Raw genomic sequence first — 15,955 nt, 5'->3', positions numbered from 1 at the left:
GATGCAAAATTCCAACTACAGCCTGCCGGCATTCTCGCTGCGTTTCATACCGATCTGGCAGCGTAATTTCCTGGTGTGGAAAAAGCTGGCGGTGGCCAGCGTGCTCGGCAATATCGCCGATCCGCTGATCACGCTGATCGCGTTCGGCTACGGTCTGGGCAGCCTGCTGAAAAGCATCGACGGCATTCCGTATATCCATTACCTGGCCTCCGGTTCGATCTGCATGTCGATCATGATGGCGGCCTCATTCGAGGCACTGTACTCGGCGTTCTCGCGCATGCATGTGCAACGGACCTGGGACGCGCTGATGAACGCCCCGCTGGCGCTGGATGATGTGATTCTGGCCGAAATGTTGTGGGCGGCGACCAAATCGGTCATTTCCGGTGTCGCGATCCTGGGCGTGATGTTCATGCTCGGCATCGGGCTGCACTGGAATACGCTGCTGGTGTTGCCGCTGCTGTTCGTGGTCGGCATGACCTTCGCATCGCTTGGCCTGGTCGCCAACGCGCTGGCCCAAGGCTATGACTTTTTTACCTACTATTTCACCTTGCTGCTGACGCCGATGATCTTTTTGTCCGGCGTGTATTACCCGGTGTCGCAGCTGCCGCCATGGCTGCAGGCGATTTCCCAGTTGCTGCCGCTCAGCGCCGCGGTACATCTGGTGCGGCCGCTGGTGCTCGGCGGTTGGCCAATGACTGCGGCCAGCGATATGGCGATCATTGCGCTGTATTGTGTCGGCGGCTTTTATCTGGCGACCGTGCTGACCCGACGGCGCTTGCTGAACTGAGCGCCGCCACTTGGCGTAGCGGGTGCCCCGGTGTTGTAAGTTTCGACTGCTGATGACGACTATGCCACAGGCGATCATGGTGTTGACCAATTTGCCCGACCTGGAGGCAGCACGACGGCTGGCGCGCTCTGTAGTCGAGCAGAAACTGGCCGCATGTGTAAACATATGGCCCGGCGTGCAGTCGGTCTACCGTTGGCAAGGTGCGGTCGAGGAAGCGACGGAATGGGCGCTGAGCATCAAGACCACGCCGAACCGTTATGCCGAGCTGGAGCTGGCGATCAAACGGCAGCATCCGTACGCAGTGCCGGAAATCATTGCGCTGCCGATCGTCGCCGGATCGCGCGAATACCTGAACTGGATTGCAGATGAGACGAACAAGGATGTCAATGCTTAAGAAATTGCAACGGATGTTTGCGCTGCTGCTGGTCCCCGGTCTGCTTGCGATAGCGCCGCAGGCGCAGGCGGCGGATGACGATTATCTGGAACCGGAAGTGGCCTTCGTATTTTCGGCCAAGATGGAAGATCCGAAAACGGTCGCCGTCAGTTATGCGATCGCGGACGGTTATTACATGTATCGGGAGCGTTTTCATTTTGAGGCGGTCGGCGCCAAGCTGGGCCATGCCGTGATGCCGACCGGCAAGGTCAAGTTCGATGAGACCTTCCAGAAGAACGTCGAAACCTACCGCCACACGATCACCATCAAGTTGCCGGTCGAGGCCAGCGGCGCCTTCACGCTGAAGGCGACCGGCCAGGGATGTGCCGACAAGGGCCTGTGCTACGCGCCGATGACCTCGGAGGCGAATCTGGCGCCGACTGGTGGCGGCCTGATGGCCGCGGTCGCTGCCGCCAAGGGCGCGCTGGCAGAGGGCAGCGCTGCGCTGCAAGCGTCACCTGCCGCCTCGTCACCGCTTGCTACGGTTGCTACGCCGACCTCGGCGACCCGGCAACTGCCTTCCTCGCTGCAGTCCGAGATGGGCAAGATCGAGTCTTCGCTCAAGAGCGGGCGCTTCCTGTTGATCCTGCCGCTGTTCTTTCTGCTCGGGCTCGGCCTGTCTTTTACCCCTTGCGTGCTGCCCATGGTGCCGATCCTGTCCTTCATCATCGTCGGTGAAGGCACCAAAGTGAAACGCTCGCGCGCCTTCCTGCTGTCGGCCACCTATGCGCTCGGCATGGCGATCGTCTACACCGCGCTCGGCGTCGCCGCCGGCCTGGTCGGCGAGGGCTTGTCGGCGACACTGCAAAATCCATGGGTGCTGGGCGCGTTCGCGCTGCTGATGGCAGCGTTGTCGCTGTCCATGTTCGGGGTCTATCAATTGCAGGTGCCATCGGCAGTACAGACCCGTTTGATCCGGGCGTCCGAGAATCAGGTGGCCGGCAAACTGTTCGGCGTATTCGCCATGGGTGCGATCTCCGCATTGATCGTCGGCCCCTGCGTCGCTGCGCCGCTGGCCGGTGCGCTGGTGTACATCAGCCAGACGCGTGACGTCGTGGTCGGTGGCGGCGCGCTGTTCGCGATGGCGGTCGGGATGAGCGTACCGCTGTTACTGGTCGGTATTTCGGCAGGCGCGTTGCTGCCGCGCGCCGGCGCCTGGATGGAAGCGGTGAAACGCTTCTTCGGGGTGCTGATGCTGGCGATGGCGTTGTGGATGGTGGCGCCGGTGCTGCCGGCCTGGGCGCAGATGCTGGCGTGGGCCGCGCTCGGCGCCGGTTATGGTGCCTATCTGCTGCGCGCCAATGGTGGCTGGGTGGCGACCGCGTTCGGCCTGGCGTTTGCCGCACTCGGGCTGGTGCAACTGGTGGGCGTGGCCAGTGGCGGCCGCGATGTGTCCGCGCCATTGGCGCATCTGGGCGGCAAAGCGGAACCCAAAATCGCCTTTACCCGCATCAAGACGGTAGCCGATCTGGACGCCGCATTGGCACAGGCCAGCGGCAAGCCAGCGATGCTCGACTTCTACGCTGACTGGTGCGTGTCGTGCAAGGAGATGGAAAAATTCACCTTCTCCGAACCGAAGGTGCAGGCGCAGTTGAGCCAGATGTTGCTGCTGCAGGTCGACGTCACTGCCAACGATGCGGCCGACAAGGAAATGCTCAAGCGCTTTGGGTTGTTCGGCCCGCCCGGGATCATCTTCTTCGACGCTCAAGGACGTGAAATCCGGGGCGCACGCGTGATCGGGTATCAGAACAGCGAACGCTTCCTGCAGTCACTGGGGCTGCTGGCGCAGCGCTGACCCGCTGCTCCGATTCAGGACAGATCCGGCAGCAGCAGGATCTTGCCTGAACTGCGCCGGCTTTCCAGCAACGCATGCGCCTTGGCGCCATCGCGCAACGCAAAGCGGTCCGCGATCTTGATCTGCAGCACGCCTTCACGAATCCAGCGAAATAGCTGTGCGGCGCGGTCGCGGCGCTCGGTGGCCGAGGTCAGCACATTCCACAAGTCGCCGCCGCTGATATGCTTCGAGGTATCCATCAGCATGCGCGGATCGACCAGTGGCGGGTCGCCCCCGGCCATGCCGAAGAACACCAGATGGCCGCCGGTACGCAAGGCCGCAAAGCTGTCCATCAGCGTGCTGCCGACCGAATCGTACACCACGTCGACGCCGCGCCCGGCTGCGCCAAGCGCATAGGCCTGACGCACCCAGTCCTCCGCATACAGCAGCACATGGTCGGCACCGGCTTCGCGCGCCGCCTCGCCCTTGATGCTGCTGGAGGTCAGGCCGATCACCCGGGCCCCGAGCGAGTGGGCAATCTGCACCAGCAGCAAACCGACGCCCCCGGCGGCGGCATGCACCACGACGGTCTCGCCGGCCTGCAAGGGATGACTGTCGCTGACCAGGTATTGCGCGGTCAGGCCCTGCAACGCGACGGCCGCCGCGGTTTCGCACGAGATATCGTCCGGCAGCGCAATCAGCTTGTCGAATGGCACCGACACCAGTTCGGCATTGGCGAATGGTGCATCGGCGCACACCACCGGCGCGCCGACCGGAAACGGACAGCCGGGCGCCGCGCTGGCAATCCGGCCGGCCGCCTCGTAACCGGCAATGTAGGGCGGCTGACCACTCAGATGGTAGTGGCCGCGGCGGCGGTAGACGTCGGCAAAATTTAAGCCGATCGCTTCGGTCCGCACTATCGCATGACCGGCGGCGGGAGCCGGGTCAGGCAGTTCGCGGTAGTCCAGTACTTCGGGGCCGCCGAACCTGCTGAAGCAGAGTGCTTTCATGGGATCCTCAACCGTGTTTGTCAACGTTGACGATACTGTAAGCGGTTTTGCATGGTTCTGCTGTGGCGCAAATGCGCTGTCATTGTTGGCAGGGAAATTCACGCTCGCGTCGATCGGGAGTTGGGCCCAGGGTGAGGACGCCGCGGCGCGCGAGCCCGCGCCGAATCTCGCGCTGACGTGATCGCGAGGGCGCACGCCGGCGACAGACAATCGCGCAAATACCTGATCGTTATTAACAAAGAGCATTTTAATGCTGGCAAATCAAGCAATCACTCGCTATATTTGTTGTCCATTCATTCACTGTGGGAGACTGATATGACGTTGCGACTAGGCGATACCGCCCCCGATTTCGAGCAGGATTCGTCGATTGGCAAGATCAAGTTTTATGACTGGGCCGGCGATTCGTGGGTGGTGTTGTTTTCCCATCCGGCCGACTTCACCCCAGTCTGCACCACCGAACTGGGCCTGACCGCCAAGCTCAAGCCGGAGTTCGACAAGCGCAACGTGAAGGCGCTCGCACTGTCGGTCGACCCGGCTGAATCGCACAAGAAGTGGATCAGCGACATCGAAGCGACGCAAAAGGCCGTGGTCGGCTTCCCGATCATCGCTGATGCCGATCGCAAGGTTGCGCAACTGTATGACATGATTCATCCGAACCAGTCGGAAACCATGACGGTGCGTTCGCTGTTCGTGATCGATCCGAAGAAAAAACTGCGCCTGACCATCACCTATCCGATGAGCACCGGCCGCAATTTCGACGAGGTGCTGCGCGTGATCGATGCGCTGCAACTGACTGACGGCTACAGCGTGGCGACACCGGGCAACTGGCGCGACGGCGACGACGTGATCATCCCGCTGACGATCCAGGACGAGGACGTGATCAAGCAGAAGTATCCGAAGGGGTACACCGCGCCACGGCCGTATCTGCGGATGACGCCGCAGCCGAACAAATAAAGTCCGGCACCATAAAAAACGCCCCGCTAGCATATTTCGGGGCGTTTTTTTACGCCAAAATCCCCGGTGCAAATGACTAAATGAATGGAGTATTTTGATAAATGGATCTGAGCCGCCCTATTTCATTGCGGATAAAATAATACACTGGGCAGTATCATAACGCCGTCGGCTCGCCGCCGCCAGCCTGTCTCAGTCCCAGCAACGCTTCGAATTGCTCCGGCGGCAATGGCTGCGAGAACAAATAACCCTGGGCGTAGTCGCAGCCGGCGGCACACAGCAGCGCGCGCTGCGGTTCGGTTTCCACGCCTTCGGCGATCACCTTCAGGCCGAGCTTGTGGGCCATCACGATGATCGCTTCCGCCAGCGCCAGGTCGTCCGAATCGGGCGCCAGATTGCATACGAAGGACTGGTCGATCTTCAGGTAATCGATGTCGAATTTCTTCAGATAGGACAGCGATGAATACCCGGTGCCGAAATCGTCGATCGCGACCTGGATCCCGGCCTCGCGGAATTTGCGCAGTCGTTCGATGACGCCGGCCTCGGCGTTCAACAGTAGCCCCTCGGTAATCTCGATCACGATGCTGTTGCCCGGCAACTGCAGTTCGGCCAGATAGTCCAGCAGCGCGCGGCTGTCGTCGGCTTCGGCGCGGAACTGTACCGGCGACTTGTTGACGCTGACCTGCACGCCGCGCCCGTGCAGGCCGGCCCAGCGCTTGGCCCAGCGCGCCGCTTCACGGAACACCCAGCTGCCGATCGGATTGACCAGGCCGGTTTCTTCCGCCAGTGCAATGAATTCGGTCGGTCCGATCATGCCGCGCTGGGGATGCTGCCAGCGCAGCAGCGCCTCGGCCTTGACGATGTGGCCGCTCGCCAGCTCGACGATCGGCTGAAAATGGATGCAGAACTGATCGTTCGCCAGCGCGCTGCGCAGGTCCGTGATCAGGCGCAACCGCTGCTGCGCCGCCTGTTGCAGCGCATTGGTGAAATGGCTGAAACGGTTGCGGCCCTGGCTCTTGGCGACATACATCGCCTGGTCGGCATTCTTGAGCAGGCTGTCGGCGTCGCCGGCATCGTTCGGGAACAGCGTGATGCCGATGCTGGCCGACACATAGCTGCTGTCCTGGTCGAGCTGGAACGGTTCGAGCAATCGGGTCAGGATGCTTTTCGCGACCACATCGACAGTGCCGGTGTCGCGCAGTTGCGCCAGGATCACCATGAACTCGTCTCCGCCCAGACGCGCCACCGTGTCGGATTCGCGCACGCAGTCGCTGATGCGGCGCGCCGCCTCGACCAGCAGCGTGTCGCCGGCGGCGTGCCCGAGCGTGTCGTTGACTTCCTTGAAACGGTCGAGGTCGATGAACAGCAGCGCCACCGAATGCCCGCCGCGGTGCGCCAGCTTGAGGTCCTGCTCGAGCCGGTCGCGCAACATGCGGCGGTTGACGAGGCCGGTCAGCGCATCGAAATTGGCCTGTTTCCAGATCAGTTCTTCCGACAGCTTTTTCTCGGTGACGTCCTGGATCAGTACCACAAAATAATCGACACTGTGGTCGACCTTGCGCAGGCCACGCACCGCCAGACGCGCATGCACGACGCTGCCATTCTTGTGCAGGTAGCGCTTGTCGATTTCGTAGTCGTCGATCTCGCCCGCCACCGCGCACTCGAACTGCGCGATATCGGCCTGCTGGTCGTCGGGATGGGTCAGGTCGACCCAGCTGGTGCGCAACAATTCTTCGCGCGTGTAGCCGAGCATCTCGCACAGTGCGTCGTTCACTTCCAGCCAGCGCTGGTCGATGCTGCTGGACGCCATGCCGATCATCGAGCGCTCGAAGAAGGCGCGGAAGTGCTGTTCGCTGTCGCGCAGCGCGTGCAATGCCTCGCGCCGCTGCTGCTCGCGGTTGAAATTGTCGAGCGCGAAACTGATGTCGGCCGAGATCGCTTCCAGCAGCCGGATTGATTCGGCATCGAAGGCGTCGGGCCGTTCGCTATACACCATCAGCGCCGCAACCGGCTGGCCGCCGCGCCGGATCGGAAAGCTGGCGACCGCATTGAAGTCGTGGCGCAACGCGCGCTCGCGCCACGGGGCGGTCAGCGGGTTGTCGTGATAGTGGTTGAAGATCACGCTGCGGTCTTCGCGCAGCGCGATGCCGCACGGGCCGTGTCCCTCCGGCACGTCGGCACTGGTGGAGATGACGATGCCGTCCAGATAGCCGAGTTCAGCGCCGTAGCGCGCCACCGGCTCGACCAGACCGGTGGCGTCGTTGTGACGACCGATCCATGCCATCTTCATGCCGCCGAATTCGACCGCCGTCTGGCACACCAGCGGAAACAGCTCGGATTCGTCGGACAGTCGCAGGATGTGCTGGTTGACTCCGCTCTGCGCCTGGTACAGCCGGGTCAGCTGCCGGATGCGGTTTTCGGCGCGCTTGCGTTCGCTGACGTCGAGGATGATGCCGCCAATGAGCGTGCGGCCATCGGCATCGGTCAGCGGGAACTTGATCGACATCATCGTCAGCTCATTGCCGTCGCGGATGACCGGGCCTTCGACGATCACTGCTTCGCGCCGGTTCAGCACCTGCGTGTCGGTGTCGATCGCGCGCTCCAGCGTCTGCGACGGTAACGTGTATTCCGGGAAATCCTCCAGTTTCTTGCCCAGGTAATCAGCCGGCTGCATCGGCGGCGCGCCCGGAAACAGCTTGTTGGCGTACAGGAAGCGATGTTCGGCGTTCTTGATGTAGGCAATGCCGGGCAGGTTCGCCATGAACGCGGCGAAGCGCCCCTCGCTGGTGCGCAGCTTGATCTCGCTGGCGCGGCGTTCACTGATAGTGGTCGCCAGCAGGAGGCCGAGCACGACCAGTTCGCTGTAATACAGCCAGAAATTGACCAGCCCGCTCGGTGTCAACGATGCCCCGAAATAGCCGACCCCAAGCAGCATGCTGCACAGCGCCTGTGTCAGCGCCGTGGCGAGAATCAGCAACGCGCCGTGGCGGCCGAAACGGGCGGCTGCCCACGCCACGAAGATGAAGATCAGAAAGCGCTTCGCGTAGGGGCCAGTCGCGTCATGCAGCCAGTCGAGGAATACGATCTGGCCGAACAGGAACGCCAACCCCAGCAGCAACGCCAGCTCAAGCGTGCGCCAGCTGCGCATGCTGCCATGCAGCGGTTGGCGCCAGACCAGGATCAGCGGCGTAATCAGGATGATGCTCAGCGTGTCCCCCATCCACCAGTACAGCAGGTCGGGCAGGAATGCTGATGCGTCGATAACATCGCTCAGCAACAGCGTGCCGACGCCGGTCAGCGCGCTGACGGCCGGGCTGAGCAGGCCGGCCAGGAACAACAATTTAAAAAAATCGCGGGCACGGCGAACGGCGGGATCGAAACCGGCGCGCCGCAACAGCCATGCGCCGAGCAGCGGTTCGGCGCTACTGCCGGCCGCGATCGCGACCGAAGCCAGCCAGCTATTGCCGGTCAGCAGACTGACGCTAAAAGCGCCGACAAAAATACTGGACCAGAAACGATTGCCGCCCACCAGCAGCACCGCCAGCGCCATGCCACCCGGCAGCCACACCAGCGTGATATGGTCTTGGGCGGTCGCATAGATCAGGCTGACCTTGTACAGCAGCACATAGCACAGCGTCACGCCTGCCAAGCGCGCCACGTGATGCCAGCGATCTGTCGAAAACGAATTCAAGGCGGTTCCCGTCAAAAATCTGCTTCGGGCAGCCCCGATTATTTCATGGCTGGCGCGAACAGGTTGCTTGTCGCCGCTGCGCAGTCGTTGGTTCAGCGTCGATTGCCATGCAATAAACCTTCCCAGCTTGCCATGTAAGGCACATGGCACAAAGCAAGATGTTGATACCATATTGGCGCATGGAAACTGATCCGGAACAAATTGTCGTCAATCATCTGGAAGTATCTTGCACGCGCAATGGTCAATTGATGGCGGTAATCTCGATATCGATGAATTCAAGGCGATCAACGATACGCTCGGCCATCGGGGTGGCGACCTGGTGCTGAAGGAATTTGCGCGGCGCCTGAGCGCCACCGTGCCGGGTCGCGCGCCTAGCGCTGCCTCAGGTGCCGGGCCACGTCGCGCGCAAAATAGGTCAGCACGCCGTCGGCGCCGGCGCGCTTGAACGCCAGCATCGATTCCATCATCGCCTTGTCGTGATCGAGCCAGCCGTTTTGCGCGGCGGCCTTGAGCATCGCATATTCGCCACTGACCTGGTAGGCGAAGGTCGGTACCTTGAATTCGTCCTTCACGCGGCGCACGATATCCAGATATGGCATGCCGGGTTTGACCATCACCATGTCGGCGCCCTCGGCGATGTCGAGCGCCACTTCGCGCAGCGCCTCGTCGCTGTTGGCCGGGTCCATCTGATAGGTCGCCTTGTCGCTCTTGCCCAGGTTGGCAGACGAGCCCACCGCTTCGCGGAATGGGCCATAGAACGCCGATGCATACTTGGCCGAATACGCCATGATGCGGGTGTAGATATGCTGCTGCGATTCCAGCGCCGTGCGGATCGCGCCGATGCGGCCGTCCATCATGTCCGACGGCGCCACGATATCGACACCGGCTTCGGCCTGGGTCAGCGCCTGCTTCACCAGCATTTCACAGGTTTCATCGTTCAGCACATAACCATGGACGTCGATCAGGCCATCCTGGCCATGGCTGGTGTAAGGGTCGAGCGCGACATCGGTCAGGATGCCCAGTTCCGGGAACCGCAGTTTCAGTTCGCGCACCGCACGCGGAATCAGCCCCTGCGGATTGGTCGCCTCGATCCCGTCCGGGGTCTTCAGCGAAGAATTGATGACCGGAAACAGCGCGATCACCGGGATCCCGAGTTCGACACATTCTTCGGCCACCGTCAACAGCAGATCAACCGACAGCCGCTCGACACCCGGCATCGACGAGATTTTTTCGCGTTGCTTCTTGCCGTCCAGCACGAACACCGGATAGATCAGGTCGGCCGGCGTCAGACTATGCTCGCGCATCATCGCGCGCGAAAACGCGTCCTTGCGCATACGGCGCATGCGGGTGGCAGGGAAATGCGGGGCGATTTTTGAGCTGGTTGGCATAGTGGTATCCGGGCAAAAGGAAATCGGTGGGATGATCAAAACACGACGATATCGAAAAAACAATGAACCTTTTTAGCGGGCCAACGCTCTTACCTGTAGGTGAGCTTGCTCGCCGCCCGCTTCTCCTCCCTGAGCGGGTGCCGGATCGTTCATAAGCGATTAGGCATACTGCCCTGAAGATAAATCCCCTTTCTTCAGGGCTTTTTTCTTTCCGCTTTACATCTGCCGTGGGCGTTGTTGCAGGCGCGCTTGTGTGCATACACGCACATGGCGCTTCCCTGCACCTAGCCCACGGCAGATGTAAAGCGGAAATTTCGGCTTCGTTGGCGAGTTGTTGCATTGAAAAATCATTAAACGCCAGCACCGCGGTACGTTCCATAGTTTGCTGTTCGCAATGCCAAGGCGAGTCGTCAAACTACTGGCACCCTCCGCACCGTCGTCCCAGCGAACGCTGGGACCCAGCGGCTTCCGTTACTCAACCTATATCAACCGCTATTGACCCTGCCGTATTCCAGACAATAATACTGGAGGGTAGTATTTATAAAGCGCCGCATTTTACTTGCGGATCAATGCCATTTTCCGGTAATACTCCCCTTATTCATCTCCTGCTGCCGCCGCATCATTCGTCAAGTCGTCGGGTGCCGCTGCCGCCGAAGCCGGTGCATTCAGGCCCATCAGATCCAATATCTTGTCGTTCGCTTCTTCCAGTCCGATGCGCTTGAGCGCCGAGAATAGCTGCACCGAAAACGGGAAAGGCTGGCCGTGTTCGTCGATGTAGCTCTCCAGCACGGTGCGGGCCTGGCGCAGCGCGTTGACCGACTCGTTGCGGTTCAGCTTGTCGACCTTGGTCAGGATGCAATGGATCGGCTTGCCGGTCGGCGCGAACCATTCCAGCATCTGCAGGTCGAGTTCGGTAAACGGGCGGCGCGAGTCCATGATCAGGACCAATGCGGCCAGTTGTTCGCGGCGCTGGACATAATCGCCCAGCAATTTTTGCCAGTGCAATTTGGCCGAGCCGGACACTTCGGCATAGCCGTAGCCGGGCAGATCGACCAGCAAGCCCTGGATTTCCTCGACGATGGTGACATCCTTGCGGTGCTGGCCGACTTGCGCGCCGCCGACCGAAAAATAATTGATGTGCTGGGTCCGGCCCGGCGTCTTCGACGCAAAAGCCAGGCCTTTCTGGTTGCAAAGGATGTTGATGGCAGTGGACTTGCCGGCGTTGGAACGGCCGGCGAACGCGATTTCGGGCGCGCTCGTGTCGGGCAAATCACGCAGGTGGTTGACGGTAGTAAAGAAACGGGCTTGCCAGAGTTTGGACATGGGACGGGCGAAAAATGCGAGGAGGGGGCGAAAACGCCAGAAAGCTATTGTACAATAGGCAGTTGCGTATTGTTGCGGCGCAGAAGGGTTTGCTTGGTCGCGCATGGGGATGATCAAGCGTCGCCTGATAGGCAAAATTGCCGCACAGCGGTTCAGCCGCTCGCTGTACCGATGCTGTACCAACAATATAATAACCAATACTAATCAAGTCTCAGGGTGTGTGAATGAACCGTGTGTTTTTACCTGTTGCGAAATCCTTGCTGGTCGCGATGCTGGCAATGTCGAGCCTGACTGCTCAGACCTATGCGGCCGAAGAGAACGCCGCCGCCAAGGCCGATCCGGCCAAGGGCGAGGCGCTGTACGCCAACGGCGATGCCGGCCGCAATATCCCGGCCTGCGCCTCCTGCCACGGCGCCGCCGGCAATTCGACGATCGTTGCCAATCCGAAACTGGCTGGCCAGCACGAAGCCTATGTCTACAAGCAACTGAGCAATTTCAAGGGCCCGGATCGCAATCAGGCCATCATGACCACCTACGCCAAGGCGATGACCGATGATGACATGAAGAACGTCGCCGCCTACCTCGACAAGCAGGCACCGAAAGCTGGCGCCGCCAAGAGCAAGGACACGGTCGAGCTCGGCAAGAAGATCTACCGTGGCGGTATCGCCGAGAAAAACGTGCCGGCTTGCGCCGGTTGCCACAGCCCGAACGGCGCCGGCATCCCGAACCAGTATCCGCGCATCGCCGGTCAGCACCAGGATTACGCCACCGCACAGCTGATCAATTTCCGCACCGGTGCGCGCAAGAACAGCGTGCCGATGGCGACCATCGCCAAGCGCATGTCGGACGATGAAATGAAAGCCGTTGCCGACTACGTTGCCGGCTTGAAGTAATTGCTTCAAGTAGTTGCTTGAAGTAGTACGTACTACACAGTACCAGCACTGCGCAAGACGGTGCGGTAATCAGAGGGGGCGGCGGCGCGCAAGCGGGCCGCCCTTTTTGTTTGGAGCCGTGCGTTGGTTTGGTTCCAGACAGGTTTCCACTTTGCATATCGGATCATCAGCATGCCAGGCCAAGCCGCCCATCCACGCAACGACCATCCCGACCTCAGCGGCATGATCGACAGCGCCGCCAGCACCGCCGGCATTGAATTGCAGACCCGGCGCCGCTGGCTGCACGACGCAGTCGAGCTGCTGTCGTCGATGCGCTTCGCGATCAGCCTGCTGACCCTGATCGCGCTGGCGTCGGTGATCGGCACCGTGATGAAGCAGGGCGAGCCGCTGCCCAATTACGTCAACCAGTTCGGTCCGTTCTGGTTCGACGTGTTCCAGAAGTTCGGCCTGTATAAGGTCTATTCAGCCTGGTGGTTCCTGCTGATCATGGGTTTTCTGGTGCTCTCGACCTCACTGTGCATCACGCGCAATGCGCCGAAGATGATCAAGGATATGCGCAGCTGGCGCGAGCATGTGCGTGAGCAATCACTGCGTAACTTCCATCACAAGGCCGAATGGCAATCGACTAGCGCGCGTCCGGCATTGGCGCAACAGCTGGCCGAGCGCATCGCGGCCGCCGGTTACAAGGTCAAGCTGGTCGACAAGGAGCATGCGACGCTGATCACCGCCAAGCAGGGCGCCGCCAACAAATGGGGTTATATCTTCGCGCACAGTGCGATCGTGATCATCTGCATCGGCGGCCTGCTCGATTCCGATTTGCCGATTCGCTTCCAGCAATGGTTCATGGGCAAGACACCGTTCGCCGGCAACGGCATCATCGCGCAGATTGCGCCGCAGCACCGGCTCGGCCTCGGCAATCCCACTTTCCGCGGCAACACCCTGATCCCGGAAGGTTCGAGCAGCCAGACCGCCATCATCCCGCAACAGGAAGGCGTGCTGATCCAGGATCTGCCATTCACGATCCAACTGAAAAAATTCGTGATCGATTTTTACTCCACCGGCATGCCGAAACTATTTGCCAGCGAAGTGGTGATCACCGACCACGCCAGTGGCAAGAGTTTTCCGGCCACCATCAAGGTCAACCAGCCGTTGATCTACAAGGGCATCGCGCTGTATCAGTCGAGCTTCGAAGACGGCGGCAGCAAGCTGCGACTGCACGGCTACCCGATGGCCGGCGCTGCCAATTACCAGTTCAAGATGGCCGGCGAGGTCGGCAACAGCACGGTCTTGAGCACGGGGTTGGAAGCCGGCGCCAACCCCAATGAGTACACCGTCGAATGGTCGGGTTTTCGTCCATTCAACGTCGAAAACATGGCCAACAATGGCAGCGGCCAGGACCTGCGCGCGGTCAAAGCCGGCCAGAGCTTCAATGATCAGTTTGCGGCCGGACTCGACAAGCGGCTCGGTTCGGCCGCCAAGAGCGCCAACAACAAGGACCTGAAGAACGTCGGCCCCAGCGTGCAGTACAAGCTGCGCGACAAGAATGGGCAAGCGCGCGAATTCCAGAATTACATGCAGCCGGTGCAACTCGACGGCGCCTATGTGTTCCTGGCCGGCATCCGCGACGCGCCGGCCGACCCGTTCAACTATCTGCGGATTCCAGCCGACGACAACGACAGCGTCGACGAATGGATGCGGTTGCGGGCGGCGATCCAGAGTCCGGCGCTGCGCGAACTGGCTGCGGCCCGCTACGCCGCGCGTGCGATGCCGGCGGCGTCGCCCACGATCCGCCCCGGCGTCGATCTGATGCGCGAGCAATTGCAACAATCGGCGTTGAAGAGCCTGACGATTTTCGCCGGCGATGGCAAGCTGGGCGGCTATCTGGCGATCTCGCGCTTCATCGACAAGGTGCCGGCGGCCGAGCAGGCCAAGGCCGCCGACATCTTCATGAAGATCCTGCACGGCAGCCTGTGGGACCTGTGGCAGGCGGCGCGCGAAAAGGATGGCTTGAAGGCGATCGAAGCCGACGACAAGCATGCGCGCTTCCTGCAACTGGCGACCACGGCAGTGTCCGATGCGTTTTTCTACAATGCACCGGTCTATCTGCAACTGCAGGGTTTCGACGAAATCAAGGCTTCGGTGTTGCAGGTCACGCGCTCACCGGGCCAGAACGTGGTCTATCTCGGCTGCTTCCTGCTGGTGCTGGGGGTGTTTTCGATGCTCTTCATCCGTGAACGACGCTTGTGGGTCTGGGTCAAACCAAGCGAGGGTGGCGCCCACGCGCTGATGGCGATGAGCTCGCAACGCAAGACGCTCGATTTCGACAAAGAATTTGAAGCGCTCAAGGCGCAGCTGGCCCAATCGGCGTAGCATGCCGGGATTGGATGCCGCCGGCCCGGTCCGGACGGCAGCGTAAAGATGGTGTGGAGAAACGATGGAACTGACCCAAAATCAATCATATGTCCCGCCGGAGGGCTTCTTCAAGCGCCTCTCGGTGCTCGACTGGCTGTACGCAGCCGCGCTGCTGGCGGCGTCGCTGTTCGCGCTGAACCGTTACGGCACGTACATGGATTACTACGAGCAGGCGATCCTGTTGCTGGCGGCGCCCACCTTTACCTGGCTCGGCTGGCACTGGAAACCGGTGCGCGCGCTGATTGCCGGTCTCGCCGTGCTGGCGCTGTTTGCCATCACGCAATACGCCGGCGCGCTGGACATGGCCAACAAGAAATTTTTTCTGAAATACCTGCTGTCGAGCCAGTCCGCGATCCTGTGGATGAGCGCGCTGTTCTATCTGTCGACCCTATTCTATTGGGGCGGTTTGCTGACGCGTTCAAACACCGGCAGCGCGATCGGCTCCAAGCTGTGCTGGGCCGCAGTGGTGCTGGGCTTTACCGGCATGCTGGTGCGCTGGTACGAGTCGTATCTGATCGGTCCCGATATCGGTCACATCCCGATCTCGAACCTGTACGAAGTGTTCATCCTGTTCTGCATGATCACTGCGTTGTTCTACTTGTACTACGAGCAACATTACGCGACCCGCCAGCTCGGCGCCTTCGTGCTGCTGGTGATTTCGGCGGCGGTCGGCTTTCTGCTGTGGTACACCGTGACGCGCGACGCGGCCGAGATTCAGCCGCTGGTGCCGGCGCTGCAAAGCTGGTGGATGAAGATCCACGTGCCGGCCAACTTCATCGGCTATGGCACGTTCTCGCTGGCGGCGATGGTGGCCAGCGCCTATTTGCTGAAATCGCACGGCATCTTTGTCGATCGCCTGCCGGCGCTGGAAGTGCTGGACGACGTGATGTACAAGGCAATCGCGGTCGGTTTCACCTTCTTTACCATCGCCACCATCCTCGGCGCGTTGTGGGCGGCCGAAGCATGGGGCGGCTACTGGTCGTGGGATCCGAAAGAAACCTGGGCCCTGATCGTCTGGCTCAACTACGCCGCCTGGCTGCACATGCGCTTGATGAAGGGCATGCGCGGACATTTCGCGGCGTGGTGGGCGCTGATCGGGCTGGTGGTCACGAGCTTCGCCTTTCTCGGCGTCAACATGTTCCTGTCGGGTTTGCATTCCTACGGTCAGCTATAGGCGCGACAATACATCCCTTGCCGGAGTATCAATCTATTCTCAAGCTGGTAGCGGAAATAACAAGGCGGTTTCAATGTCCAAGTGCAACAAGACCAAGCTTATCTGCCCAGTATGCGTTA

General features: G+C 61.0%; 13 protein-coding genes. 9 read left to right on the top strand and 4 right to left on the bottom strand.

All coding sequences use genetic code 11. The features are described 5' to 3' along the window. Position 1: 1 nt before the first annotated feature. The 3 genes from ACFOFO_RS18225 to dsbD are packed head-to-tail and all read left to right on the top strand — an operon-like array spanning position 2 to position 3,015. A complete protein-coding gene (locus ACFOFO_RS18225; protein ID WP_390327417.1) occupies positions 2 to 787 on the top strand; it encodes an ABC transporter permease in 786 nt (261 codons plus the stop codon). 52 nt (positions 788 to 839) lie between these two features. Further along, positions 840 to 1,181, top strand: coding sequence for a divalent-cation tolerance protein CutA (gene cutA / locus ACFOFO_RS18220; protein WP_390327415.1), 342 nt, complete (start codon positions 840 to 842; stop codon positions 1,179 to 1,181). After that, positions 1,174 to 3,015, top strand: a complete 1,842-nt coding sequence (gene dsbD / locus ACFOFO_RS18215) for a protein-disulfide reductase DsbD (RefSeq protein ID WP_390327413.1) — start codon at positions 1,174 to 1,176, stop codon at positions 3,013 to 3,015. Before cutA ends, dsbD begins: the two co-directional genes overlap by 8 nt. 14 nt (positions 3,016 to 3,029) lie before the next feature. Here dsbD and ACFOFO_RS18210 read toward each other — a convergent pair whose 3' ends face one another. Further along, on the bottom strand, positions 3,030 to 4,004 hold the full coding sequence (locus ACFOFO_RS18210) for a quinone oxidoreductase family protein (RefSeq protein WP_390327412.1): 975 nt from the start codon (positions 4,002 to 4,004) through the stop codon (positions 3,030 to 3,032). On the opposite strand from ACFOFO_RS18210, the gene ACFOFO_RS18205 reads away from it, so the two are divergent. Then, complete coding sequence (locus ACFOFO_RS18205; protein WP_390327411.1) at positions 4,003 to 4,185, top strand: hypothetical protein; 183 nt, start codon at positions 4,003 to 4,005, stop codon at positions 4,183 to 4,185. The genes ACFOFO_RS18210 and ACFOFO_RS18205 overlap by 2 nt on opposite strands. A 134-nt stretch (positions 4,186 to 4,319) precedes the next feature. After that, a complete protein-coding gene (locus ACFOFO_RS18200; protein WP_390327410.1) occupies positions 4,320 to 4,958 on the top strand; it encodes a peroxiredoxin in 639 nt (212 codons plus the stop codon). 154 nt (positions 4,959 to 5,112) lie between these two features. Here ACFOFO_RS18200 and ACFOFO_RS18195 read toward each other — a convergent pair whose 3' ends face one another. Beyond that, a complete protein-coding gene (locus ACFOFO_RS18195; RefSeq protein ID WP_390327409.1) occupies positions 5,113 to 8,646 on the bottom strand; it encodes an EAL domain-containing protein in 3,534 nt (1,177 codons plus the stop codon). Positions 8,647 to 8,872: 226 nt separating this feature from the next. Between ACFOFO_RS18195 and ACFOFO_RS18190 the strand changes: the two genes are divergently transcribed. Beyond that, positions 8,873 to 9,091 (top strand): diguanylate cyclase, encoded by a 219-nt coding sequence (locus ACFOFO_RS18190; protein WP_390327408.1) that lies wholly within the window; start codon positions 8,873 to 8,875, stop codon positions 9,089 to 9,091. Here ACFOFO_RS18190 and hemB read toward each other — a convergent pair. Both hemB and yihA read right to left on the bottom strand, forming a co-directional pair. After that, positions 9,018 to 10,034, bottom strand: a complete 1,017-nt coding sequence (hemB, locus tag ACFOFO_RS18185) for a porphobilinogen synthase (protein ID WP_390327407.1) — start codon at positions 10,032 to 10,034, stop codon at positions 9,018 to 9,020. The two genes, ACFOFO_RS18190 and hemB, sit on opposite strands and share 74 nt — an antisense overlap. Positions 10,035 to 10,628: 594 nt before the next feature. Beyond that, positions 10,629 to 11,357, bottom strand: coding sequence for a ribosome biogenesis GTP-binding protein YihA/YsxC (gene yihA / locus ACFOFO_RS18180; RefSeq protein ID WP_390327406.1), 729 nt, complete (start codon positions 11,355 to 11,357; stop codon positions 10,629 to 10,631). 224 nt (positions 11,358 to 11,581) lie between these two features. On the opposite strand from yihA, the gene ACFOFO_RS18175 reads away from it, so the two are divergent. The 3 genes from ACFOFO_RS18175 to ccsB all read left to right on the top strand — a co-directional run bounded on the left by ACFOFO_RS18175 (position 11,582) and on the right by ccsB (position 15,836). Continuing rightward, positions 11,582 to 12,250 (top strand): c-type cytochrome, encoded by a 669-nt coding sequence (locus ACFOFO_RS18175; protein WP_390332298.1) that lies wholly within the window; start codon positions 11,582 to 11,584, stop codon positions 12,248 to 12,250. Between the two features lie 222 nt (positions 12,251 to 12,472). After that, positions 12,473 to 14,620 carry a cytochrome c biogenesis protein ResB gene (locus tag ACFOFO_RS18170; RefSeq protein WP_390332322.1) on the top strand — a complete coding sequence of 716 codons (2,148 nt, stop codon included), beginning with the start codon at positions 12,473 to 12,475 and terminating at the stop codon, positions 14,618 to 14,620. Positions 14,621 to 14,684: 64 nt separating this feature from the next. Then, positions 14,685 to 15,836, top strand: coding sequence for a c-type cytochrome biogenesis protein CcsB (gene ccsB, locus ACFOFO_RS18165; RefSeq protein ID WP_390327402.1), 1,152 nt, complete (start codon positions 14,685 to 14,687; stop codon positions 15,834 to 15,836). Positions 15,837 to 15,955 lie beyond the last annotated feature (119 nt).

The organism is Pseudundibacterium arcticum (assembly GCF_042646465.1).
GTDB lineage: Bacteria > Pseudomonadota > Gammaproteobacteria > Burkholderiales > Burkholderiaceae_D > Undibacterium_A > Undibacterium_A arcticum.
The sequence above is the reverse complement of the archived record's forward strand: the minus strand, read 5'-3'. Positions and strand labels throughout refer to the sequence as shown.

What these genes read in the sequence shown, in the direction of transcription:
- ACFOFO_RS18225 (WP_390327417.1), top strand. Translation starts at nt 2, where the DNA reads ATGCAAAATTCCAACTACAGCCTGCCGGCATTCTCGCTGCGTTTCATA.
- cutA (WP_390327415.1), top strand. Translation starts at nt 840, where the DNA reads ATGACGACTATGCCACAGGCGATCATGGTGTTGACCAATTTGCCCGAC.
- dsbD (WP_390327413.1), top strand. Translation starts at nt 1,174, where the DNA reads ATGCTTAAGAAATTGCAACGGATGTTTGCGCTGCTGCTGGTCCCCGGT.
- ACFOFO_RS18205 (WP_390327411.1), top strand. Translation starts at nt 4,003, where the DNA reads ATGGGATCCTCAACCGTGTTTGTCAACGTTGACGATACTGTAAGCGGT.
- ACFOFO_RS18210 (WP_390327412.1), bottom strand. Translation starts at nt 4,004, where the DNA reads ATGAAAGCACTCTGCTTCAGCAGGTTCGGCGGCCCCGAAGTACTGGAC.
- ACFOFO_RS18200 (WP_390327410.1), top strand. Translation starts at nt 4,320, where the DNA reads ATGACGTTGCGACTAGGCGATACCGCCCCCGATTTCGAGCAGGATTCG.
- hemB (WP_390327407.1), bottom strand. Translation starts at nt 10,034, where the DNA reads ATGCCAACCAGCTCAAAAATCGCCCCGCATTTCCCTGCCACCCGCATG.
- yihA (WP_390327406.1), bottom strand. Translation starts at nt 11,357, where the DNA reads ATGTCCAAACTCTGGCAAGCCCGTTTCTTTACTACCGTCAACCACCTG.
- ACFOFO_RS18175 (WP_390332298.1), top strand. Translation starts at nt 11,582, where the DNA reads ATGAACCGTGTGTTTTTACCTGTTGCGAAATCCTTGCTGGTCGCGATG.
- ACFOFO_RS18170 (WP_390332322.1), top strand. Translation starts at nt 12,473, where the DNA reads ATGATCGACAGCGCCGCCAGCACCGCCGGCATTGAATTGCAGACCCGG.
- ccsB (WP_390327402.1), top strand. Translation starts at nt 14,685, where the DNA reads ATGGAACTGACCCAAAATCAATCATATGTCCCGCCGGAGGGCTTCTTC.